Origin of the sequence: Pseudomonas fluorescens (assembly GCF_019212185.1) — a bacterium.
In the GTDB taxonomy this organism is placed as follows: Bacteria; Pseudomonadota; Gammaproteobacteria; order Pseudomonadales; family Pseudomonadaceae; genus Aquipseudomonas.
This window is the reverse complement of the sequence record NZ_CP078138.1, coordinates 237,163-255,161: the sequence shown is the minus strand read 5'-3', so window position 1 is coordinate 255,161 and position 17,999 is coordinate 237,163. Positions and strand designations below refer to the sequence as shown.

Here is a 17,999-nt window from a genome sequence, read left to right as displayed (position 1 = left end):
GTAACGTACTGCCCACCTCCCCTACGGGGATTTAACAAAAAGGGACAAATGGATCAGCCCGGCTCGACCCGGTTGCGACCGGCATCCTTCGCCCGGTACAAGGCTTGATCGGCCCGTTTGAGCACCACATCGCTGTGCTCACCGGCACGGAAGGCGGAGACACCGATCGAAGCCGTGATGGTCACTGGCTCACCCTTGAAGTGAAATGGGCAGGCCTCGATGGCCGCGCGCAACGACTGCAACAGTTTTATTCCGGCTGCCTGCGGCGTATTCGGCAATAGCAGAACGAACTCTTCACCGCCAAAACGGGCAATGAAGTCCACCCCCCTCAGGCGTTTGCGCAACACCGTGGCGATAATCTTCAACACTTTATCGCCAGCCAGGTGACCATAGTTATCGTTAATTCGCTTGAAATGATCGAGATCGAGCATCGCCAGCAACAGGGTATTGCCATGCTGTTGCCATTGGCCGATTTCGTGTTGCAGGCGCTCGCTCCAGGCGGCCCGATTGGGTAACCCGGTCAAGGGATCGACCAGAGCCTTCTGCCGCTGCTCTTCAAGGTGCTCGCGATAGCCCTGGGCCTCATGTTCCATGCTCGCCACCCGGTCCGCCAGGCCTTGCAGGCGTAAGGCGACTTCCTGCTCACGTTGATCGCGCTGCTTGCGGTGCTCGTCCATGGTACCCAGCAGGCCTTCGAGATGGTTCTCCAGCACCTGCTTGAGACCCGCCAGGTCTGCCGCCTGATGCATGCTGCTCTGCAGACCATCGACCTGCTCGCGGATCTGCGAATCGAGCTGCTGCGCTGCGGAGCGGTTGTCGGCATGTCCCTCGCTGGCAGCTTGCAGATTGCTCTGGAACGACTCCAGGCGCTCGTTGAGTTGCTTGAGGTACACCTCGAACTCGTGCTGGCCGCTGTCGGTGATGGCCAGCATCAGTACCGCCAGATCGTCGAGAATCGGTAGCAATTCATACCAGTTCAAGCCGTTTTTCAGGCGTTCACGCATCGCTTCGGCCTGCGGACGATGTCGTTCGGGCAGCGACAAATCATCCAGCAGCCCCAGCAGCGTCCCCTCGATATGCTTGGCCACGGAGCTGTAAGAAGGCTCGGGTGAATCCGGCAGGGCGTAGAGCGCCTCCTGCTCAGCGCGCTCCGGGTCGTGCTCGGCGGGGTTCTCGACCATCGCTGGCGACAGTGCCAGCGTCTCCTGCGGCTCCTGGATCGGCTCGATGGCGGGCGACGTCATGTCGGATGTCATCGCTGACGTGAGCATGGAAACCTCGACAGCGGGCTCTTCCAGTATGGCTACATCAGCGTCCACTGCGGCCTCGCCAGCCGCAGTAGAAGGCTCCTGAGCCTGATGCACGGGAGCCAGCGGTGCGCTTGCAGTCACGGTCGCTGGCGTGGATTCATCCCGGACTTCGACATCCAGCTCACGCCCGCCAAACAGGCGCTGCAACAAGCCGGGACGATTCGGCTCGGTGGGTTGCTCCAACAGACTGAGCGCCCGCCCCTGCAAACCACTCAGCTCACCCAGTAACAGCGGAATCTCGCGCGCCTGTCCCACGCGTCCGTCCAGTTGCTTGGCGAAGGTCTTCAGCGGCCGGCTGACCTCACGCGGCAGTGGCAGGCCTTGTAGCTGTTTGACCAGCTCGGCCAACGCCGTCGCGATCTGATCGACACGGGTTTCGCGTCGCTGCTCGGAATCCAGTACGGCCTTTTCCAGACGCGGCAGCAGGGCGGCGAGGCCGGCATCCATGTCGTCGGTGCGGATGACTTCACGCATTTCCTTCATGCACTGGTCAACTGCACGGTCCGTCCCCTCAGCCGCCAATGTGCTACGCACCAGTCCGCGACGCAGCAGGTCGAGACGTGCGTCCCAGCGCCGTTCGAGTTTTTCCTGTTGTTCGATACTTTGGAGGTACTTCTCTTTCCAGCGGTTTGCTTCGTCGCTCATTCAGGGGTTCCGCGAAGGGCAGGACTCAACGCGGGCAATGCATCGGCCGTGAGCGAACCCGGCAGACGAATCTCTACCGCGACCGGCAGGTGATCGGAAATCGGCTGCGCCAGCACTTCGACCCGTTCGAGGGTCAGGCTCGGGCTGAGCAGGATGTGATCCAGGCAGCGTTGCGGACGCCAACTGGGGAATGTCGCCTCGACTTGCGGCGCCAGCAAACCGAGATCGCGCAGTGGCGAGCTTTGCAGCAAATCACTGGCATGGGTGTTCATGTCGCCCATCAGCACCTGGTGCTTGTAGTTGCCGATCAACTCGCGAATGTAAGCCAGTTGCATCGTGCGCACACGGGCGCCGAGCGCCAGGTGCATCATCACCACCACCAAGGCCTCGGGGCCTTCACCGAAACGCACCAGGATCGCCCCACGGCCTTTCGGGCCTGGCAGCGGATGATCTTCAATCGCCCACGGGCGCAGTCGACTGAGCACGCCGTTGCTGTGCTGGGCGAGCCGTCCGAGGTTGCGATTGAGTTGCTGATACCAGTAGGGGAAGGCGCCGAGCTGGGCCAGGTGCTCGACCTGATTGACGTAGCCTGAGCGCAGACTGCCGCCATCAGCCTCCTGCAACGCTACCAGGTCATAGTCGTTCAACAGGTTGCCGATTTTTTGCAAATTGTCGGCGCGCCCGGTGTGCGGCAGCAGGTGCTGCCAACCCCGGGTCAGGTAGTGCCGATAACGCTCGGTACTGATGCCCACCTGGATATTGAAGCTGAGCAGACGCAGCCGACTGTCTTCGGGCAAGCCAGAAGACTCCAGATGGTGCTCGTTGACCCGCGGATCATGCAGGCCAACGAGGCGTTCAGTGCCCCAGCGACGCATGGCGTGCGCCGCTTACTGAGCGGCGCGCTCCTTGGCGATCAGTTGATCGGCAACGTTCAAGGCAGCTTCCGGACCACCGGCGCTGCCCAGGTCAAAGCGGTACTTGCCGTTGACGACCATGGTCGGTACGCCGGAGATCTGATAGGCCTGGGCCTTCTTCTTGGCATCCTCGACCTTGCCTTTGACAGCGAACGAGTTGTAGGTGCTGAGGAACTTGTCCTTGTCGACGCCTTCTCCGGCGAGGAACTCAGCCATTTCTTCCGGGGTAGCGAGCTTCTTGCCACCGTGGATGGCTTCGAACACGGCCTTGTGGACCTTGTGCTCGACACCCATGGCTTCGAGGGTGATGAACAACTGGCCGTGAACGTTCCAGATGCCACCGAACATCGCCGGAATACGCACGAAGTTCACATCGGCTGGCAGTTTTTCCGCCCATGGATTGATGGTTGGCTCAAACGCGTAGCAATGCGGGCAGCCATACCAGAACAACTCCACGACTTCGATCTTGCCCGGCACAGCCACCGGAACAGCGCTGCTCAGTTCGACATATTGTTTACCGGCTTCCAGCGGTTCGGCCGCCTGGGCGGTCATGCCGAACAGGCTGGCGGTGACGAGTGCGGCGCTGAGAATCAGTTTACGCATGCTTTACTCCTGGACAATTTGAGTGCCTCGCGCGACCTTGCTTCTGACAGGTCATGGCGGGCTTGAGTTCTCTAGTGTAACGGCAGCGGCCACAAAAAAGGGCGGCCAAAGCCACCCTTTTTATGCTTGCATCGAAGGATTAATCGAGCGTTAACGTGGCGCGGGTAGAACCTCACGCACCACGCTCGCTCAAGGGGCCTTAGTGCAGGCCCTGGATATAGCTGGACACCGCTTCGATGTCCTTGTTGCTCAGCTTGGCCGAAATACTTTGCATGATTTTCGCATCACCGTCGTTGGTACGGTTACCCTCGCGGAAATCGGTTAATTGCTTGGCGATATACTGAGCATGCTGACCACCCAAGTGCGGGAAGCCCGCTGCTGCGTTGCCGACACCGTTAGGGGAGTGGCAACCGGTGCACGATGGCATACCTTTTTCCAGATTCCCGCCGCGGAACAGTTCTTCACCGCGAGCCACGACTTTCGGATCTGCTGCGCCTACACTGCCTTTCTGGCTGGCGAAGTACGCCGCAATATCCGCCAGGTCCTGATCACTCAGGTTGGTCAGCAGGCCGGTCATTTCCAGAACAGTGCGCTTGCCCGACTTGATGTCGTGCAGTTGCTTGTCGAGGTAACGCTCACCCTGACCCGCCAGTTTTGGAAAGTTAGGCGCCATGCTGTTGCCATCTGGGCCATGGCAGGCACCGCACACTGCGGCCTTCGCCTGACCAGCTTTCGCATCACCTGCAGCATGGGCAATGCCGGAGATCCCCACGGTCAACAGCAGACTCACGATCAATTTGTTCATCAGCTAATCCAACTACGGCTAAGGGTTAAAGAGTTATGGACCGGGATCACTCGCTCATCCAGTGGATGATGGCTCGGTAATCCTCGGCACTGCAGTCCATGCACAAACCACGCGGCGGCATCGCCTTGAAACCCTGGGTCACGTGTTGCACCAGCGTCTCCATACCTTGCGCCAGTCTCGGCGCCCAAGCTTCCTGATCGCCCTTGCGAGGCGCCGTTGGGAGTTGGCCGGAATGACAGGCCCCACAAACACGGTTGTACACGGCTTCCGGATCCTGTGTAGCCTGCGCGCTACAAAGCGGCATCAAGACACCGATAGCCAGCAGCCATTTCGTCATAAAACGACCTTTTCAGGGTTGAGAGCGTGCTGCGTTCTAATGCGCAATCAAGGTCTGTCGCTCTCGTGAACTTCATCCTACGCTGGGACAAAGCGCACACAAAATCTGCGGCATTATATACTGGCGTTACTGAAACGGAAACGACGCTGCTCTTTGCGACCATTCTCGGCACCGCCCACATCGGAAATCCCATGCAACTCAAGAACCCCATCCTCGGCCTGTGCCAACAGTCCACTTTCATGCTCAGCGCCGCCAAAGTCGATCAATGCCCTGACGACGACGGCTTCGAAGTCGCCTTCGCCGGGCGTTCCAACGCCGGCAAATCCAGCGCGCTGAACACCCTCACCCATGCCAGCCTGGCACGCACCTCGAAAACCCCAGGGCGCACGCAACTGTTGAATTTCTTCAAGCTAGACGAAGAACGGCGTCTGGTCGACCTTCCGGGCTACGGTTACGCAAAAGTTCCTATCCCACTGAAACAGCACTGGCAGCGCCACCTGGAAGCCTACCTGGGCAGCCGCGAGAGTTTGAAGGGGTTGATCCTGATGATGGACATCCGTCATCCAATGACCGACTTCGACCTGCTGATGCTCGATTGGGCCGTAGCCAGCGGCATGCCGATGCATGTACTGCTGACCAAGGCCGATAAGCTGACCTATGGCGCGGCCAAAAACACCCTGCTTAAAGTCCAGGCCGAGATCCGCAAAGGCTGGGGCGAAACCGTGACCATCCAACTGTTTTCAGCACCAAAACGCCTGGGCCTGGAAGAGGCCTACACTGTATTGGCGGACTGGATGGAACTGGCTGACAAAGGCGCGGAATAACACCTACAACTGTAGGAGCGAGCCTGCTCGCGAAAAACGCCAAACGATAACGCGGACATCCTGAAGGTGCGACGCGCCCTCAGGTTTTTCGCGAGCAGGCTCGCTCCTTGAGAACAGGGTCGAATTCCAGGCAAAAAAAACCCCGAAACTCATATGGGGAGGGAGAGTTCGGGGTTTAAGTACTCCGGACCGCTAGGGCGGGGTCCAGATATCTGCCAACACTTAACACAACATAGGAGCATCGAAGGGCTTCACCACCCATTCAGTAACTCTGAGTGGCAATTCACTGGTTTAGTTCCGCAGGCGGGCAAAATCGATTGGGAATAACCCCAAGAATTTTTCGAACTAAGCCTTTTCGAGCCCATTACCGCGACACTATGCCGCGGCAACTCACGCAAAAACTCCCTGAAAAACGCCCTTAATGGGCCTCATCCCAGTTGTTTCCTACACCCACTTCAACCAAAAGCGGCACATCCAGGTTCGCCGCACCGCTCATGTGCCCACGAATTTCCTCGCGAACCTGATCGACCAGGTCCTCGCGCACTTCCAGCACCAATTCATCGTGTACCTGCAAAATGACTTTGGCATCCAGGCCGGAACTGGTCAGCCAGTTATCCACAGCCACCATGGCCTTTTTGATGATATCGGCTGCCGTGCCCTGCATCGGCGCATTGATCGCGGTGCGCTCAGCCGCCGCGCGTTCCTGCGGCTTGTTCGAGTTGATTTCCGGCAGATAGAGGCGACGTCCGAAAATCGTTTCCACATAGCCCTGGTCCGCGGCCTGAGCACGGGTGCGATCCATATACTCACGCACACCCGGATAGCGGGCGAAGTAGGTGTCGATGTAGGCCTTGGCCTGCTTGGTGTCGACGCCGATGTCCTTGCCCAGCTTCTGCGCGCCCATGCCGTAGATCAGGCCGAAGTTGATGGCCTTGGCGCTGCGCCGCTGCTCGATGCTGACCTGCTCGAGCTCGACCCGGAAGACTTCGGCGGCAGTGGCGGTGTGCACGTCGAGATTATTGCGGAAGGCATTGAGCAGCCCTTCGTCACGGGACAGGTGCGCCATGATCCGCAGCTCGATCTGCGAATAGTCCGCAGCCAGCAGTTTGTAGCCCGCTGGCGCGACGAATGCCTGGCGAATGCGCCGCCCCTCGGCGGTACGCACCGGAATGTTCTGCAGGTTCGGATCGCTGGACGACAGGCGCCCGGTGGAGGCCACCGCCTGGTGATAGGAGGTATGAATCCGCCCGGTACGCGGGTTGATCTGCTCCGGCAGACGGTCGGTGTAAGTGCTTTTGAGTTTGCTCATGGAGCGGTACTGCATCAGCACTTTCGGCAGCTGGTAGTCTTCTTCCGCCAGCTTGGCCAACACTTCTTCAGCCGTGGAGGGCTGCCCCTTGGCGGTTTTCTTCAGCACCGGGTAGCCGAGTTTCTCGTAAAGAATCACCCCCAACTGCTTGGGCGAGCCGAGATTGAAAGGTTCGCCAGCGATTTCAAAGGCCTCACGCTCCAGGGCAATCATCTTCTCGCCCAGTTCGACGCTTTGCTCACCCAGCAGTTTGTCATCCACCAGTGCGCCCTGGCGTTCGATTCGCGCCAGCACCGGCACCAGAGGCATTTCAATATCGCTGAGCACGCTGGCCAGGCTAGGAATCGCCGTGAGTTTTTCGTGCAAGGCCTGATGCAGGCGCAGGGTCACATCGGCATCCTCGGCGGCATACGGACCAGCCTGCTCCAGGGCGATCTGGTCGAATGTCAGCTGCTTGGCGCCCTTGCCGGCGATGTCCTGGAAACTCACAGTGGTGTGGTCCAGGTACTTCTGCGCCAGGCTGTCCATATCGTGCCGGGTCGCGGTGGAATTGAGTACGTAGGATTCGAGCATGGTGTCGAATGCCACGCCGCGTACCGTGATGCCGCAAGTCTGATCGCCACCGATGGCACAGTTGGCCAGGATGTTGATGTCGAACTTGGCATGCTGGCCGACCTTGAGCTTCTGCGGGTCTTCCAGCAGCGGCTTGAGAGCGCGCAGGACTGTATCGCGGTCCAGTTGCTCAGGCACACCAATGTAGGAATGGGTCAGCGGAATGTAGGCCGCTTCGTTGGCCTTGACCGCAAACGACAGGCCGACCAATTGCGCCTGCTGGGCATCGATCCCGGTGGTTTCGGTGTCGAAGGCGAACAGCGGGGCGTTACGCAATTTTTCCAGCCAGACGTCGAAACGCGCTTGATCGAGGATCGTCTCGTATTGTGCCTGCGCAGGTGCCGCCTCTTCGGGCTCCACCGCACTCAGCAGATCCGCCACCGGCGCCGGCTCGGCAGCAGCCTTGAGTTCGACCCGTTTGGCGTCGCGCTGCAGTTCGTCGAGCCAGCTCTTGAACTCGAGCAGGGCGTAGAGTTCGGCGAGCTTTTCCCGGTCTGGCTCGCGCAGGTGCAGGTCGTCCAGGCCGACGTCCAGCGGCACATCGACCTTGATGGTCGCCAACTGATAGGAAAGGAACGCCATCTCCCGGTGTTCCTCGAGCTTGGCAGGCAGGGTTTTCGCCCCACGAATCGGCAGGGTCGGGACGATATCGAGCTGTTCATACAGCTCGACCAGGCCGCCGTTAACCCCCACCAGCAAGCCCGATGCAGTCTTCGGCCCGATACCCGGAACGCCGGGGATGTTGTCGGAGGAATCGCCCATCAAGGCCAGATAGTCGATGATCTGCTCGGGAGCGACGCCGAATTTCTCCTTCACGCCAGCCACATCCATGGCGCTACCGGTCATGGTGTTGACCAAGGTAATGTGCCCGTCGACCAACTGCGCCATGTCCTTGTCGCCGGTGGAGATCACCACCGGACGCTGAGCGGCTGCGCTGCTGCGGGCCAGCGTGCCGATCACGTCATCGGCTTCGACGCCTTCGACGCACAGCAGCGGGAAGCCCATGGCGATGACGCTGGCGTGCAGGGGTTCGATTTGTACGCGCATGTCGTCCGGCATGCTGGGACGGTTGGCCTTGTATTCGGCGTACATGTCATCGCGAAAGGTCCCACCCTTGGCATCGAATACGACGGCGAACGGGCTATCCGGGTACTGCTTGCGCAGACTCTTGAGCATGTTCAACACGCCCTTCACCGCGCCGGTAGGCAGGCCTTTGGACGTGGTCAGAGGTGGCAGCGCGTGAAAGGCGCGGTACAGGTACGAAGAACCGTCCACCAGGACGAGGGGCGCTTGGCTCATGAGCAGGATCAACCTTTTCGGCGGGTCCGGCGCTAGAATAGCGGGACCGTTGACGACAAAGGGACAAGGTTATCATGCGCACACTCAATCGCCTGTTGCTGGCTGGTTTGTTTGGTTGTATTCCATTGGCCGCCATGGCGGCGGACGATGCTCCGACTCCGGATCCGGAAGTGACCATCCGCACCGAAGGCGACAAGACCATTCAGGAGTACCGCCAAAACGGTTTCCTGTACGCGATCAAGGTCACTCCGAAGGGCGGCAAGCCGTACTTCCTGGTGCGCTCGGACGGCACGGATGCAAGCTTCATACGCTCGGATCAGCCGGATATGCTGATCCCGGCGTGGAAGATCTTTGAGTGGAAGTAGTTTCTTAATTTTAATCGGCGCTGGCTTGATCGCCGCGCCCGAACTGAGCAGTTTTTAACCATGTCTGTGTTCACCCCCCTGGCTCGGCCCGAGCTGGAAACCTTTCTCGCCCCGTACGGGCTCGGCCGCCTGCTCGATTTCCAGGGGATTGCCGCTGGTAGTGAAAACACCAATTTCTTCATCAGCCTGGAGCAGGGCGAGTTTGTCCTGACCCTGGTCGAGCGCGGGCCGGTGCAGGAGATGCCGTTTTTCATCGAACTGCTCGATGTCCTGCACGATGCCAATCTGCCCGTTCCCTACGCTCTGCGCACCACTGACGGCGTCGCCCTGCGCACGCTGGCCGGCAAACCTGCGTTGCTACAGCCGCGGCTGGCGGGCAAGCACATCAAGGTTGCCAATGCACAGCATTGCGCCCAAGTCGGCGAGTTGCTTGCGCATCTGCACCTGGCCACCCAGGACAAGATGATCAAACGCAAGACCGACCGCGGCCTGGACTGGATGCAGCAAGAAGGCACGCAATTGCTTTCGCACCTGGGCAATGAGTCGCGGCAACTGCTGCAACGGGCACTGGACGAAATCAGCGAGCAGAAGAGCAAAATCCTCGCGTTGCCTCGCGCCAACATCCATGCCGACCTGTTCCGCGACAATGCGATGTTCGAAGGCACGCACCTGACCGGACTGATCGACTTCTATAACGCCTGCTCGGGTCCGATGCTGTATGACGTAGCCATCGCCCTGAATGACTGGTGCTCGGACGACGACGGCCAGATTGATGGTCCACGAGCGCGGGCTTTGTTGGGGGCTTATGCCGCGCTGCGACCCTTCACTGCGGCCGAGGCCGAGCTGTGGCCGACCATGCTGCGCGTTGCCTGCGTGCGCTTCTGGCTGTCGCGCCTGATCGCCGCCGAATCTTTTGCCGGTCAGGATGTGCTGATTCACGACCCGATGGAATTTGAACAGCGTTTAGTTCAGCGTCAGCAGGTCAGTACGCCGTTGCCGTTTGCCCTCTAAAAGCATCGCGAGCAGGCTCGCTACAGGGGGTTGTGTCGATCACCTGTAGGAGCGAGCCTGCTCGCGATTGCGGCGACGCCGATTCCAGCGTTATAGCGACTCCAGACACCCCGCCAGATCATTCCCAAGCTTTTCCAGCACCTGCTCATACCCTTGGGCAGTCGCCGGGGTATAGCCACCCAGCGCATCCAGTTCAGCCAATTTCACCGGCAAGCCCGCCACCAGGGTCTCGGCCAGGCGTGGGCGCAATGGCGGTTCGCTGAACACGCAGGTCTTGCCGACTTCCTGCAGGCGCGCGCGCATCGCCGCCACATGTTGGGCGCCCGGCTGCACTTCGGCAGCCACGCTGAACACCCCCGCATGCTTGAGCCCGTAGGCGTCTTCGAAATAATCAAAAGCTTCGTGGAAGACGAAGTAGGGTTTGCCTTCAATGGCTGCCAAACGCGCCTTCAACCGCAGGTCCAGCGCATCGAGGCGCTCGTCGAAGGCCTTGAGGTTGCTTTGATAGCGCGCGGCATTGGCCGGATCGGCAGCGCTCAGATCGTTGGCGATTTTGCCGGCAATTACCCGCGCATTGACTGGTGATAACCATAAATGAGCGTCGAGACTTCCCGGACGATGGTCGTGATCGTGGTCGTCGGCCTCTTCTGCATGGGAATGACTGTCTTCGGCAAACCGGCGCAACTTCAGACCCGGCAGGTCCTGCAACACAACCGATGGCAAATTGCGCCCCTTGAGCACGCGAGGGAGGAAGCCTTCCATGTCCGGGCCGATCCAGTACAGCAGGTCAGCCGACTGCACGCGCCGTACGTCGGAAGGTCGCAGGGCGTAATTATGCGGCGACGCACCCGGTGGCAGCAGCACCTCGGGAACGCCGACGCCATCCTGCACCGCTGCAGCAATCAACTGTACCGGCTTGATGCTGGTCAGCACCTTGACCTCGGCCTGCGCGGCACTGATCGCGAGGAAACTGGCAGTAAATGTGACAAGGATGGCAAAAAGTCTGGACACGATGACCACTCAAAGAGGCGAGAACGGGTAACATAATAACGTCTCTCACAAAACTCGTCGCCGCTCATGCCTAAAACACCGCTCGCCAGCCGCCCCCACGACCATTCGCACTGCGTGCACACCGCGCTGTCCGAGGCCGATGCCATTTGCGCACGCCAGGGCCTGCGCCTGACCGCCTTGCGCCGGCGCGTGCTGGAGTTGGTCTGGCAGAGCCACAAGCCGCTGGGCGCCTATGACATCCTCGCGGTACTCAGCGAGCAGGACGGCCGCCGCGCCGCGCCGCCCACTGTGTACCGCGCCCTGGATTTCCTGCTGGACAACGGCCTGGTGCATCGCATTTCGTCGCTCAACGCCTTTGTCGGCTGCAACCATCCGGGCCACGCCCATCAGGGCCAGTTCCTGATTTGCCGCGAATGCCATGCAGCCATCGAGCTGGAGCAGAAATCCATCAGCGACGCGATCATCCACAGCGCCAGCGACGTCGGTTTCGTGGTCGAAGGCCAGACCGTCGAGGTCGTTGGTCTCTGCGCGGGTTGCCAGGGGGCCTGATGAGCACTGCATTGATTCGCCTGAACCAGGTTGCAGTGACCTTCGCCGGGCAAAACGTACTGGACAATATCGAGCTGAGCGTCGAGCCAGGTCAGATCGTGACCTTGATCGGCCCCAATGGCGCTGGCAAAACCACCCTGGTGCGCGCCGTGCTGGGTCTGCTCAAGCCCGACAGCGGCAGCGTGTGGCGCAAGCCAAAGCTACGGGTTGGCTATATGCCACAAAAACTCCATGTTGACCCGACCCTGCCGCTGTCAGTCCTGCGCTTTCTGCGCCTGGTCCCCGGTGTCGACCGCACGCGTGCCCTCGCGGCACTCGGCGAAGTCGGTGCCGAGCAGGTGATTGATAGCCCGGTGCAGAGCATTTCCGGCGGCGAAATGCAGCGCGTGCTGCTGGCCCGTGCGCTGTTGCGCGAACCTGAGTTGCTAGTGCTCGACGAGCCGGTGCAAGGGGTCGACGTCGCCGGCCAGGCCGAGCTGTACAGCCTGATCACCCGCTTGCGCGATCGCCACGGTTGCGGCGTGTTGATGGTGTCCCATGACTTGCACCTGGTGATGAGCACCACCGATCAGGTGGTCTGCCTAAACCGTCACGTGTGCTGCTCCGGGCATCCGGAACAGGTCAGCGGCGACCCGGCATTCGTCGAGTTGTTTGGCAAGAATGCGCCAAGCCTGGCGATCTACCACCACCATCACGACCACGCCCATGACCTGCATGGCTCGGTCGTCAGCGCGGCGCCCGCCGCTCATACCCACGTTCATGGAGATGGCTGCAAGCATGGCTGATTTTCTGTTGTACGCCCTGCTCGCAGGCCTCGCCCTCGCTATCGTTGCCGGCCCGCTGGGATCATTCGTGGTCTGGCGGCGCATGGCCTATTTCGGCGACACCCTGTCCCACGCCGCCTTGTTGGGCGTAGCATTGGGCTTTTTGCTGGATGTCAGTCCGACCATTGCGGTGACTGTTGGCTGTCTGTTGCTCGCCGTCCTGCTGGTAACCCTGCAGCAGCGCCAACCACTGGCCTCCGACACCTTGCTGGGGATTCTTGCGCCGAGCACGCTCTCCCTCGGCCTGGTGGTACTAAGCTTCATGCATGAAGTGCGGATTGACCTGATGGCTTATCTGTTTGGCGACTTGCTGGCGATCAGCCCAAACGATCTGGCATGGATCCTCGGCGGCAGCGCGGCGGTGCTGATTTTGCTGGCCGCGCTGTGGCGACCGCTGCTGGCGATTACGGTGCATGAAGAGCTGGCAACGGTCGAAGGCCTGCCGGTACCCGCTCTGCGGATGACCCTGATGCTGCTGATTGCCGTGGTGATCGCGGTCGCGATGAAAATCGTCGGAGTGCTGTTGATCACGTCCTTGCTGATCATTCCGGCCGCTGCGGCACAACGCCACGCTCGCTCGCCGGAGCAAATGGCCCTTGGTGCGAGCGTGCTGGGTATACTCGCGGTCTGCGGTGGCCTGGCGTTGTCCTGGTTCAAGGACACGCCGGCCGGCCCGTCGATTGTGGTCGCCGCCGCCGCGCTGTTTCTGCTGAGTTTTGTCCTGCCCCGTCGAGGGGTGTAGACTTGCTCGTTTTTTGCGCAATCAGAGAGTCGCAGGAATGAAGCCGTTCGCCTCCCGTTATCTGCTCCTTGTTGCCTTTGTACTTCTGGGCGCCTGCCAGAGCACACCCCCCGCCCCCGAAGTCCCGGACGCTCGGACGACGGCGATTGCCCAGTTGCAACAGAGCCTGGCCAGCAGTGAGCTGGCGACTGCCGAAGATCAACTGGCGGCACTGCAAGCGCAGACACCCGACGATCCCTCGCTGGAGCAGTATCAGCGTCAATTGGCCGAAGCTTACCTGCAGCGCAGTCAGATCGTCCTGCAAAAGGGTGATGTGAACGCTGCCGCGACGGCCCTAAGCCGCGCTCGCGCACTCATGCCCAAGGCACCGGCGCTGACCGGCGGTGTTAACGGCGCCATTACCGAAGCGCGCAGGGCTGAGTTGGAGCAGGCCGAGGCCGCCCTTGAGGCCGCCGCCGCCAAGCCAAAGGCCAAGGTCATCGACCCGACCGCCGAGAGCACCACCGTTGCGCTGAACATCACCGATAGCCCAAAACTTCGGCGACAACTGGACGCGATCGCCGCCGATGTGGTGAATTATCAATGCGCCGTCAGCATTCAGGCACCGCGCACCGAAGATTACCCGTGGCTCGCAACCCTGCTGACCAAGCGGGTGAAAAAACTCGACCCCGACTTCGACCTGAAGATCCAGCGGCAGATCCTGCGCCACATCCCTGCGCAGATGGTGTTAACACCGCGCAAGGATTAATCGTGGCAATCGAGGGCAATGGCTGAGTCAGGCGGGAACGGCCTTGGCCTTCTCCTCGCGATCCCAGACCCGATGCTGGCCAATGGCGGCAAAAAATGCCTTGGTCAACTTGGCATCCGCCCCGACGATCAGCCCGGCATCGACCTCTAACTTCAATACATCCAGCAACTGCTTGGCTTCACCTTGCAGCGCAATGGCCTTCAAGTGCTTGTAAGCCTCCAGCACGTAGTGCAAGGCCACTCCGTTGGTGCTCAACGCCTTAATCGACGCCGCACCACCCGGGACGAACACCGCATCGAAGGCTACTGAAGGCATGCCTTCCATCGACGCATCCACCGCCAGCGCCTTGCCATCCGCCGAAGTCACCGGCGCCGAGGTCGGCCCCAACAGTTTGGCGTGCGCCCCTTCAGCTTCCAGCGCCTTCTTCATGGCACTGATCGCCGCCGCATCGACTCCGTTCGCTGCCAAAATCGCGACTTTTCGCGTCTTGATGGTTTCCGGCAACAGGTTGGCCTGACTCAGCGCCGGCGAGCGCTCCAACGAAGTCTCGCGAACCTCGACAGTCCCGGTTTTCGGCGCCGGTAACCCTAGGTTCTGCGCCACGCGTGCCGCCAGATCCAGATCGATGTTGGCCAGGATCTCATTCACCTGCCGCGCCCGGATGAACTCGCGTTCGACCTTGCCCAGTTCAAAACTGTAGGCGGCAATGATGTGCTCTTTCTCATGCTCGCTCATGCTGTTGAAGAACAACCGGGCCTGAGAGAAATGATCGCCAAATGACTCGCTGCGCTGGCGGATCTTGTTCGCATCGATCCGTTCGGCAGAACTCTCGAATCCGCCGTCGACCGCAGCCGCCGGGGTTTCTTTCGGCCAGCCGCCATCAATCGAATTCGGCTCGTAGGAGGCGCGCCCCTTGTCGATGGTGGTGCGATGCAGGGCATCACGCTGTCCGTTATGCACAGGCGTGATTGGCCGATTGATCGGGATCTCATGAAAATTCGGCCCGCCAAGCCGGCTGATCTGGGTATCGGTGTAGGAAAACAGCCGGCCTTGCAACAGCGGGTCGTTGGAGAAATCGATGCCGGGCACGATGTGGCCCGGGCAGAACGCGACCTGCTCGACTTCGGCAAAAAAGTTGTCAGGGTTGCGGTTGAGCACCATCTTACCCAGCGGGGTAATTGGCACCAGCTCCTCGGGGATCAGCTTGGTCGGGTCGAGGATGTCGAAATCGAAGGCGTGCTCGTTTTCCTCCTCGATGACCTGCACTCCCAACTCCCACTCGGGATAATCACCCATTTCGATGGCTTCCCAGAGGTCGCGGCGGTGGTAGTCCGTGTCCTTGCCGGCGAGCTTCTGCGCTTCATCCCAGACCAGCGAGCAGGTGCCAGCAGTGGGCCGCCAGTGGAACTTGACGAAGCGCGCCTTGCCCTCGGCATTGATCAGGCGAAAGGTGTGCACGCCAAAGCCCTGCATGCTGCGCAGGCTTTTCGGGATAGCCCGGTCGGACATGGCCCAGATCACCATGTGCGCCGACTCCGGCTGCAACGATACGAAATCCCAAAAGGTATCGTGAGCCGAGCCACCCGTAGGAATTTCGTTGTGCGGCTCGGGTTTTACCGCATGGACGAAGTCAGGAAACTTGATCGCATCCTGAATGAAAAACACCGGCATGTTGTTGCCGACCAGGTCGAAGTTACCTTGCTTGGTGAAGAACTTCACCGCAAAGCCCCGGACATCGCGCACCGTATCGCCGGACCCGCGCGGCCCCTGCACCGTGGAAAAGCGCACGAACACCGGCGTTTTTTGTCCTGGGTCCTGCAGGAAACCGGCCTTGGTCAATTCAGCATGGTTCTCGTAGCACTGAAAGACGCCGTGGGCGCCTGTGCCGCGGGCATGCACGATGCGTTCGGGGATTCGCTCATGGTCAAAATGGGTGATCTTCTCACGCATGATGAAGTCTTCGAGCAACGACGGCCCGCGTGCGCCGGCCTTCAAGCTATTCTGGTTATCGGCGACCTTGACCCCCTGATTAGTACGCAGAGCCTGCTCGGTGGCATCAGAGCGGAAGGTTTCCAAGCTTTGCAGCTTGGCATTGCTGTTGGCGCGATCCGGGGTATGGGTACCCGCCAGCTGGCTTTGGTCGGCACCCGGTTTTTTACTACTCATCAGTCCTGAACTCCTCGATTGGGATGCCCGTCGACAGCGGGCGTTTTTCAGTTGCTGAAGTAGTGACTGACGGGCTTCGGCACCGTTCCTTTTTTATGACCTTTGATCGCGTTATCGCCAAATGAAAGGTTGTTTACGAAATAAATGCTAAGAACCTCTATACGGACAGGCTAAAATGCGCCCCCCGGCTAACCGCTGATCCTTTTCCAACGCGCCCCACAAGGTTCGCTACGTGATCGAGTTTCAAAACGTCCATAAAACCTACCGCGTCGCCGGTAAGGATATTCCCGCCCTGCATCCGACCAGTCTGACGATTGATAACGGTCAGGTGTTTGGCCTGATCGGCCACTCCGGCGCCGGGAAAAGCACCCTGCTGCGCCTGATCAACCGCCTGGAAGACTCCAGTGGCGGCAAAATCACCGTCGACGGCGAAGAAATCACTGCGCTCGACGCCACGGCCCTGCGCCGTTTCCGCCAGCAAGTCGGGATGATTTTCCAGCACTTCAACTTGCTGGCCTCCAAGACGGTTGCCGACAACGTCGCGTTGCCACTGACCCTGGCCGGCGAACTCTCGCGCAGCGACATCGACCGCCGTGTGGCCGAGTTGCTGGCGCGAGTTGGTTTGTCCGACCACGCCAAAAAATACCCGGCGCAACTGTCCGGCGGTCAAAAGCAGCGCGTCGGTATCGCCCGCGCCTTGGCGACCAAACCGAAAATCCTGCTGTGCGACGAAGCCACCAGCGCCCTCGACCCGCAAACCACTGCATCCGTCCTGCAACTGCTGGCGGAGATCAACCGCGAGTTGAAACTGACCATCGTGCTGATCACCCATGAAATGGACGTGATTCGCCGGGTCTGCGACCAAGTTGCGGTAATGGACGCCGGCCGGATCGTCGAACAGGGCCCGGTGGCCGAAGTGTTCCTGCATCCCAAGCATGCGACTACCAAGCGCTTCGTCCAGGAAGACGAGCAGGTCGACGAAGGCGAACAGCGCGATGATTTCGCTCACGTGCCGGGGCGTATCGTGCGCCTGACCTTCCAGGGTGATGCCACCTATGCGCCGCTGCTGGGCACCATCGCCCGCGAAACGGGGGTCGACTACAGCATCCTCGCCGGTCGCATCGACCGCATCAAAGACGTCCCTTACGGGCAACTGACCCTGGCCATCACCGGGGGTGACATGGAAGCGGCGTTCGCCCTCTTTGCTGCGGCCGAAGTCCATATGGAGGTGCTGCGCTAATGGAACTGCTGACAAGTTTCTTCGCCAATATCGACTGGTACGAAATCTGGCTGGCCACCGGCGACACCTTGCTGATGCTCGGCGGCTCGCTGCTGTTCACCGTATTACTCGGACTGCCACTGGGTGTGCTGCTGTTCCTCTGCAGCCCACGCCAATTGCTTGAAGCCAAGGGTGTCTACGCGCTGCTGTCGCTGATCGTGAACATTCTGCGCTCGCTGCCGTTCATCATTTTGCTGATCGTGATGATTCCGTTCACCGTACTGATCACCGGCACCTCGCTGGGCGTCGGCGGGGCGATTCCGCCACTGGTGGTCGGTGCTACACCGTTCTTTGCCCGCTTGGTGGAAACCGCCCTGCGCGAAGTCGATCGCGGCATCATCGAGGCGACCCAGGCAATGGGCGCCACGACACGCCAGATCATTACAAATGCCCTGTTGCCGGAAGCCCGTCCGGGCATCTTCGCGGCGATCACGGTGACGGCCATCACGCTGGTGTCCTACACGGCCATGGCCGGTGTGGTCGGCGCCGGAGGCCTGGGTGACCTGGCCATCCGTTTCGGCTATCAGCGCTTCCAGACCGACGTCATGGTGGTGACCGTGGTGTTGTTGCTGGTGTTGGTCCAGGTACTGCAAACCGTCGGCGATAAGCTGGTGGTGCACTTTTCCCGAAAATAAATGCAATCGTC

16 protein-coding genes and 1 pseudogene are annotated in these 17,999 nt (G+C 60.4%); 9 read left to right on the top strand and 8 right to left on the bottom strand.

Features of this window, described 5'->3' with window-relative positions; translation table 11 throughout:
* Window positions 1-53: 53 nt before the first annotated feature.
* From KW062_RS01220 to KW062_RS01200, 5 genes are all read right to left on the bottom strand, one after another.
* The gene (locus tag KW062_RS01220) at window positions 54-1,955 is read right to left on the bottom strand and encodes a GGDEF domain-containing protein (RefSeq protein WP_105753496.1); all 1,902 of its coding nucleotides are present in this window, start codon (window positions 1,953-1,955) and stop codon (window positions 54-56) included.
* Window positions 1,952-2,830, bottom strand: a complete 879-nt coding sequence (locus KW062_RS01215; RefSeq protein ID WP_027616597.1) for an endonuclease/exonuclease/phosphatase family protein — start codon at window positions 2,828-2,830, stop codon at window positions 1,952-1,954. The genes KW062_RS01220 and KW062_RS01215 overlap by 4 nt, the downstream gene beginning before the upstream one ends.
* Window positions 2,831-2,842: 12 nt before the next feature.
* The gene (locus tag KW062_RS01210) at window positions 2,843-3,472 is read right to left on the bottom strand and encodes a thiol:disulfide interchange protein DsbA/DsbL (RefSeq protein WP_105753497.1); all 630 of its coding nucleotides are present in this window, start codon (window positions 3,470-3,472) and stop codon (window positions 2,843-2,845) included.
* 199 nt (window positions 3,473-3,671) lie between these two features.
* Entirely contained in the window at window positions 3,672-4,277 is a 606-nt protein-coding gene (locus KW062_RS01205) for a c-type cytochrome (RefSeq protein WP_027616599.1), read from the bottom strand.
* A gap of 46 nt (window positions 4,278-4,323) precedes the next feature.
* Complete coding sequence (locus tag KW062_RS01200) at window positions 4,324-4,614, bottom strand: c-type cytochrome (protein WP_027616600.1); 291 nt, start codon at window positions 4,612-4,614, stop codon at window positions 4,324-4,326.
* 191 nt (window positions 4,615-4,805) lie between these two features.
* Between KW062_RS01200 and yihA the strand changes: the two genes are divergently transcribed.
* Entirely contained in the window at window positions 4,806-5,438 is a 633-nt protein-coding gene (yihA, locus tag KW062_RS01195; RefSeq protein WP_027616601.1) for a ribosome biogenesis GTP-binding protein YihA/YsxC, read from the top strand.
* A 418-nt stretch (window positions 5,439-5,856) separates the two neighbouring features.
* Here the strand turns inward: yihA and polA are convergent, their stop codons facing one another.
* Window positions 5,857-8,658 (bottom strand): DNA polymerase I, encoded by a 2,802-nt coding sequence (gene polA, locus KW062_RS01190; RefSeq protein ID WP_027616602.1) that lies wholly within the window; start codon window positions 8,656-8,658, stop codon window positions 5,857-5,859.
* A 74-nt stretch (window positions 8,659-8,732) separates the two neighbouring features.
* On the opposite strand from polA, the gene KW062_RS01185 reads away from it, so the two are divergent.
* The gene (locus KW062_RS01185; protein ID WP_105753498.1) at window positions 8,733-9,023 is read left to right on the top strand and encodes a DUF2782 domain-containing protein; all 291 of its coding nucleotides are present in this window, start codon (window positions 8,733-8,735) and stop codon (window positions 9,021-9,023) included.
* A gap of 60 nt (window positions 9,024-9,083) precedes the next feature.
* Window positions 9,084-10,034: a homoserine kinase gene (locus KW062_RS01180; protein ID WP_027616604.1), complete on the top strand. Its 951-nt coding sequence runs from the start codon at window positions 9,084-9,086 to the stop codon at window positions 10,032-10,034.
* A gap of 90 nt (window positions 10,035-10,124) precedes the next feature.
* On the opposite strand, the gene znuA is transcribed toward KW062_RS01180, so the two are convergent.
* Window positions 10,125-11,054 carry a zinc ABC transporter substrate-binding protein ZnuA gene (znuA, locus tag KW062_RS01175; protein WP_105753499.1) on the bottom strand — a complete coding sequence of 310 codons (930 nt, stop codon included), beginning with the start codon at window positions 11,052-11,054 and terminating at the stop codon, window positions 10,125-10,127.
* A 57-nt stretch (window positions 11,055-11,111) separates the two neighbouring features.
* Here znuA and zur point away from each other — a divergent pair, with 57 nt between their 5' ends.
* The 4 genes from zur to KW062_RS01155 are packed head-to-tail and all read left to right on the top strand — an operon-like array spanning window position 11,112 to window position 13,908.
* A complete protein-coding gene (gene zur, locus KW062_RS01170; RefSeq protein WP_027616606.1) occupies window positions 11,112-11,594 on the top strand; it encodes a zinc uptake transcriptional repressor Zur in 483 nt (160 codons plus the stop codon).
* On the top strand, window positions 11,594-12,379 hold the full coding sequence (gene znuC / locus KW062_RS01165; protein ID WP_027616607.1) for a zinc ABC transporter ATP-binding protein ZnuC: 786 nt from the start codon (window positions 11,594-11,596) through the stop codon (window positions 12,377-12,379). The genes zur and znuC overlap by 1 nt, the downstream gene beginning before the upstream one ends.
* Window positions 12,372-13,160 (top strand): zinc ABC transporter permease subunit ZnuB, encoded by a 789-nt coding sequence (znuB, locus tag KW062_RS01160; RefSeq protein WP_027616608.1) that lies wholly within the window; start codon window positions 12,372-12,374, stop codon window positions 13,158-13,160. Before znuC ends, znuB begins: the two co-directional genes overlap by 8 nt.
* Before the next feature lie 37 nt (window positions 13,161-13,197).
* The gene (locus tag KW062_RS01155) at window positions 13,198-13,908 is read left to right on the top strand and encodes a PA5502 family lipoprotein (protein ID WP_105753500.1); all 711 of its coding nucleotides are present in this window, start codon (window positions 13,198-13,200) and stop codon (window positions 13,906-13,908) included.
* A 27-nt stretch (window positions 13,909-13,935) separates the two neighbouring features.
* Here the strand turns inward: KW062_RS01155 and katE are convergent.
* Window positions 13,936-16,134, bottom strand: a pseudogene (gene katE / locus KW062_RS01150) (catalase HPII); the annotation flags it as partial.
* A 172-nt stretch (window positions 16,135-16,306) separates the two neighbouring features.
* Here katE and KW062_RS01145 point away from each other — a divergent pair.
* Both KW062_RS01145 and KW062_RS01140 read left to right on the top strand, forming a co-directional pair.
* Entirely contained in the window at window positions 16,307-17,314 is a 1,008-nt protein-coding gene (locus KW062_RS01145) for a methionine ABC transporter ATP-binding protein (protein ID WP_105753502.1), read from the top strand.
* Complete coding sequence (locus KW062_RS01140; RefSeq protein ID WP_027616612.1) at window positions 17,314-17,988, top strand: methionine ABC transporter permease; 675 nt, start codon at window positions 17,314-17,316, stop codon at window positions 17,986-17,988. The genes KW062_RS01145 and KW062_RS01140 overlap by 1 nt, the downstream gene beginning before the upstream one ends.
* Window positions 17,989-17,999 lie beyond the last annotated feature (11 nt).

Excerpts from the sequence above, each read along its gene's own strand:
- znuB (WP_027616608.1), top strand. The coding sequence starts at position 12,372 with ATGGCTGATTTTCTGTTGTACGCCCTGCTCGCAGGCCTCGCCCTCGCT.
- KW062_RS01220 (WP_105753496.1), bottom strand. The coding sequence starts at position 1,955 with ATGAGCGACGAAGCAAACCGCTGGAAAGAGAAGTACCTCCAAAGTATC.
- polA (WP_027616602.1), bottom strand. The coding sequence starts at position 8,658 with ATGAGCCAAGCGCCCCTCGTCCTGGTGGACGGTTCTTCGTACCTGTAC.
- KW062_RS01215 (WP_027616597.1), bottom strand. The coding sequence starts at position 2,830 with ATGCGTCGCTGGGGCACTGAACGCCTCGTTGGCCTGCATGATCCGCGG.
- yihA (WP_027616601.1), top strand. The coding sequence starts at position 4,806 with ATGCAACTCAAGAACCCCATCCTCGGCCTGTGCCAACAGTCCACTTTC.
- KW062_RS01200 (WP_027616600.1), bottom strand. The coding sequence starts at position 4,614 with ATGACGAAATGGCTGCTGGCTATCGGTGTCTTGATGCCGCTTTGTAGC.
- KW062_RS01155 (WP_105753500.1), top strand. The coding sequence starts at position 13,198 with ATGAAGCCGTTCGCCTCCCGTTATCTGCTCCTTGTTGCCTTTGTACTT.
- zur (WP_027616606.1), top strand. The coding sequence starts at position 11,112 with ATGCCTAAAACACCGCTCGCCAGCCGCCCCCACGACCATTCGCACTGC.
- znuC (WP_027616607.1), top strand. The coding sequence starts at position 11,594 with ATGAGCACTGCATTGATTCGCCTGAACCAGGTTGCAGTGACCTTCGCC.
- KW062_RS01210 (WP_105753497.1), bottom strand. The coding sequence starts at position 3,472 with ATGCGTAAACTGATTCTCAGCGCCGCACTCGTCACCGCCAGCCTGTTC.
- KW062_RS01205 (WP_027616599.1), bottom strand. The coding sequence starts at position 4,277 with ATGAACAAATTGATCGTGAGTCTGCTGTTGACCGTGGGGATCTCCGGC.
- KW062_RS01180 (WP_027616604.1), top strand. The coding sequence starts at position 9,084 with ATGTCTGTGTTCACCCCCCTGGCTCGGCCCGAGCTGGAAACCTTTCTC.
- KW062_RS01185 (WP_105753498.1), top strand. The coding sequence starts at position 8,733 with ATGCGCACACTCAATCGCCTGTTGCTGGCTGGTTTGTTTGGTTGTATT.
- KW062_RS01140 (WP_027616612.1), top strand. The coding sequence starts at position 17,314 with ATGGAACTGCTGACAAGTTTCTTCGCCAATATCGACTGGTACGAAATC.